The 3,933-nt window shown below is 59.7% G+C and carries 3 protein-coding genes; all 3 read left to right on the top strand.

All coding sequences use genetic code 11. The features are described from left to right. Positions 1 to 103: 103 nt before the first annotated feature. Complete coding sequence (gene dddP, locus L0H65_RS15910) at positions 104 to 1,444, top strand: dimethylsulfonioproprionate lyase DddP (protein ID WP_301460088.1); 1,341 nt, start codon at positions 104 to 106, stop codon at positions 1,442 to 1,444. Positions 1,445 to 1,533: 89 nt separating this feature from the next. Beyond that, positions 1,534 to 2,742: a bifunctional alpha/beta hydrolase/OsmC family protein gene (locus L0H65_RS15905; RefSeq protein ID WP_301460087.1), complete on the top strand. Its 1,209-nt coding sequence runs from the start codon at positions 1,534 to 1,536 to the stop codon at positions 2,740 to 2,742. Between the two features lie 129 nt (positions 2,743 to 2,871). Further along, positions 2,872 to 3,933: adenylosuccinate lyase (gene purB, locus L0H65_RS15900; RefSeq protein ID WP_301460085.1), on the top strand; the 1,062-nt coding region annotated here is incomplete at its 3' end.

Raw genomic sequence — 3,933 nt, 5'->3', positions numbered from 1 at the left:
GCCTAGTCCTGACGCGAAAAACCGACAGATTCCGGTAGGGGACAGACGCTCGTTCCCACTGCCATCGTCCCAGATTTGGCAAAACTCCCGCAGAGGTACCCGGATGAATGAGCCCTATTCCCTGCGCCGCAAGATCGACCCGACACGGGGCGATCGCCTTGCCGACGGCAGCGCCAATGACAACAACCGGGTCGAAATCGGGCCGACGCAACTCGCCTACGGCGGATGGGCGGCGGCCGGATTGGTTTTGCCGGATCTGCCCGCGATGCGGGAGTTTCGTTGGAAGCGTCTGGTCAAGGGCGTGGTCGAACGCGGCTATGGCGGCGTGTTGATGTTTGACCCTTTGAACATCCGCTATGCCACCGACAGCACCAACATGCAGCTTTGGAACACCCATAACGCCTTTCGCGCCTGTCTGGTTTGTGCCGATGGCTATATGCTGGTCTGGGACTACAAGCAGGCAATGTTTCTCAGCAAATTCAACCCTTTGGTGCGGGAGCAGCGCACCGGGGCGGATTTGTTCTATTTCGACCGGGGCGACAGGCTGGACCCGGCGGCGGACAGGTTTGCCGGTGAAGTGCGCGATGTGATTGCCGAACACGGCGGCGGCAATATGCGGCTGGGCGTTGACAAGGTGATGCTGCACGGACTTCGCGCGTTGGAGGCTGTCGGCTTTCAGGTGATTCCTGGGGAGGAACTGACAGAAAAAGCCCGCAGCATCAAAGGCAAGGATGAGGTTTTGGCGATGCGCTGCGCGTCGCATGCCTGCGAGGCGGCGATAACAGAGATGGAACACGCAGCGCGCGCGGGCGTTCCCGGTGGCGATATGTCCGAAGATGACATCTGGGCCGTGCTGCATGCCGAAAACATCCGGCGAGGTGGGGAATGGATTGAGACGCGGTTGCTGTCGTCAGGCCCACGCACCAACCCGTGGTTTCAGGAATGTGGTCCCCGCATCGTGCAGAACAATGAAATTGTGGCTTTTGACACCGATCTGATCGGCTCCTACGGCATTTGTGTCGATATTTCGCGGACCTGGTGGGTCGGCGACCGCAAGCCGCGCGCCGATATGGTCGAGGCGATGAACATCGCGCGGGAGCATATCGCGCAGAATATGGCGATGCTGAAACCCGGAGTTTCTATCCCTGAGCTTTCCGCTGGCTGTCACCGCCTGCCCGACAATATGCAGAAATTGAAATATGGTTGCATGATGCATGGCGTCGGTTTGTGCGATGAATGGCCGCTGGTTGCGTATCCTGACGGCGCGGTCGACGGCGCATTTGACTATGTGCTGGAACCGGGCATGTGCCTCTGTGTCGAGGCATTGATTTCGCCGGAGGGAGGCGATTTCTCGATCAAGCTGGAGGATCAGGTGCTGATCACGGAGACCGGTTTTGAGAACCTGACGAAATACCCGTTTGATCCGGCACTGATGGGGCATTGAGCCGACACAAACTTGTGAAGTTTTGCACCGAAGGCTACCTTTCTGCATGAATTACGCCGATACTTCGGGTTCATCACTGGGAGGCGGCCATGACGAGCGAGGCTTTTTCGTTCAAAGGCAAAGACGGTCAAATGCTGAACGGGCGGTTGGAACGACCCGTTGGGCCAGCGCGGGCCGCCGCGCTGTTCGCCCATTGCTTCACCTGCGGCAAGGACATCTTTGCCGCACGCCGGATCAGCCGACGTTTGGCAGGTGCGGGTATCGCTGTTTTGCGCTTTGATTTCACCGGGTTGGGCCATTCCGACGGCGAGTTCGCCAATTCCGGGTTCTCCGGCAATGTTGATGATTTGCAAGCTGCGGCTGCTGCGATGGCTGATGCGGGGCTGCCCCCGAACCTGCTGGTCGGGCATTCATTGGGCGGCTCTGCCGTGATCGCAGCCGCGGGCGGGATCGCGTCGGTCAAAGCGGTTGCGACCATCAATGCACCCGCCGATCCCGGCCATGTCACCCATAACTTCGATTATGCAGAAATCGAAGCCGAGGGTGAGGCGCAAGTGACCCTTGGCGGGCGTGACTTCACGATCAGCCGCGCCTTCTTGCACGATCTGCGGCAATCCACCTTGACCGATCATTTGCGCGGGTTGCACAGGGCCTTGTTGATCCTGCATTCGCCCACAGATGCGATTGTCGGGATCGACAACGCCTCTGCCCTGTTCACCGCCGCGCGTCATCCCAAAAGCTTCGTGACGCTGGACGGCGCTGACCATTTGCTGTCACGAGCGGAGGATGCCGATTACGCGGCCAACACCATTGCAACATGGGCGGAGCGTTATCTGGATATGGCACCCGCAGCGCCTGACCCGGCAATTCCCGAAGGCATTACGCGGGTGGTGGAGGCCGACCCGAACGGCTTCCTTCAAGACGTGCATCTGGGGCGGCACCACCTGAAAGCCGATGAACCGGCCAGCTTTGGCGGCACCGATCTGGGCCCATCACCGTACCAGTACCTCGCCGCAGCACTTGGGGCTTGTACCACGATGACAATGCGGATGTATGCGCGGCGCAAGGGCTGGCCGCTGACCGGTCTTTCGGTTGATGTATCACATAAGAAACGCCATGCAACAGATTGTGAAGACTGCGATAAAGGCAAAAAGATAGACAGCTTCACGCGGGAGATCACCCTGCATGGTGATCTGAGCGCGGAGCAGCGCGCGCGGCTGATCGAAATTGCCGACAAATGCCCTGTTCACAACACGTTGGAGGCCGAAGCGCAGATCGTGACGCGGCTGGTTCACTGACCCCGCAAGGGGTTCGGTGGATCGCCGCCTTGCCCTTGCGCCCCTGTCGGACTATGCAAAACCGCACCCGCGCAGCTCCGCGCCATTGCAGTCATTTGCAAACGAAACGCTTTTTGAAAGGCCCGCCCCATGATCCCGCGCTATTCCCGCCCCGAAATGGTCGCCATCTGGTCGCCGGAAACCAAGTTCAGGATCTGGTATGAGATCGAGGCCCATGCCTGCGATGCGCAGGCCGCATTGGGCGTGATCCCGAAAGCCAATGCCGAAGCGGTGTGGCGCGCGAAAGACGTGCAATTCGACGTGGCAAGGATTGATGAGATCGAGGCCGTGACCAAGCATGATGTCATCGCCTTTCTGACGCATCTGGCCGAACATATCGGCGCGGATGATGCCCGGTTCGTGCATCAGGGCATGACCTCCTCTGATGTGCTGGACACCACGCTGAACGTGCAGCTTGTGCGCGCGACGGACCTGTTGCTGGCAGGGATGGACCGGGTTCTGGCGGCGCTTAAGGCGCGTGCGATGGAGCATAAGGATACCGTGCGCATTGGCCGTTCCCACGGCATCCATGCCGAGCCGACGACGATGGGCCTGACCTTCGCGCGGTTCTACGCCGAAATGGATCGCAACAAGAACCGCCTCGAAAAGGCGCGGTGGGAGGTGGCGACGGGCGCTGTTTCGGGCGCTGTTGGCACATTCGCCAATATAGACCCGGCAGTGGAGGCGCATGTCTGCGAGAAGATGGGCCTGCGGCCCGAGCCCATCTCCACCCAAGTTATCCCGCGCGACCGTCACGCGATGTTTTTTGCCACGCTTGGGGTGATCGCCAGCAGCATTGAAAATATCGCTATTGAGATTCGCCACATGCAGCGTACCGAAGTGCTGGAGGCGGAGGAGTTTTTCAGCCCCGGTCAAAAAGGCTCCTCCGCGATGCCGCACAAGCGCAACCCGGTTTTGTCAGAAAACCTGACCGGGCTTGCGCGCCTGGTGCGGATGTCGGTTGTTCCCGCGATGGAAAACGTGGCGCTGTGGCATGAGCGTGACATCAGCCATTCAAGCGTAGAACGCGCGATTGGCCCCGACACGACGATCACACTGGATTTCGCGCTGCACCGCCTTGCGGGACTGCTGGAGAAATTGGTGATTTACCCTGACAACATGCTGGCCAATATGAATAAATTTCGCGGTCTT

This window comes from Pseudorhodobacter sp., from assembly GCF_030452865.1.
Lineage (GTDB): Bacteria > Pseudomonadota > Alphaproteobacteria > Rhodobacterales > Rhodobacteraceae > Pseudorhodobacter.
The sequence above is the reverse complement of the archived record's forward strand: the minus strand, read 5'-3'. Positions and strand labels throughout refer to the sequence as shown.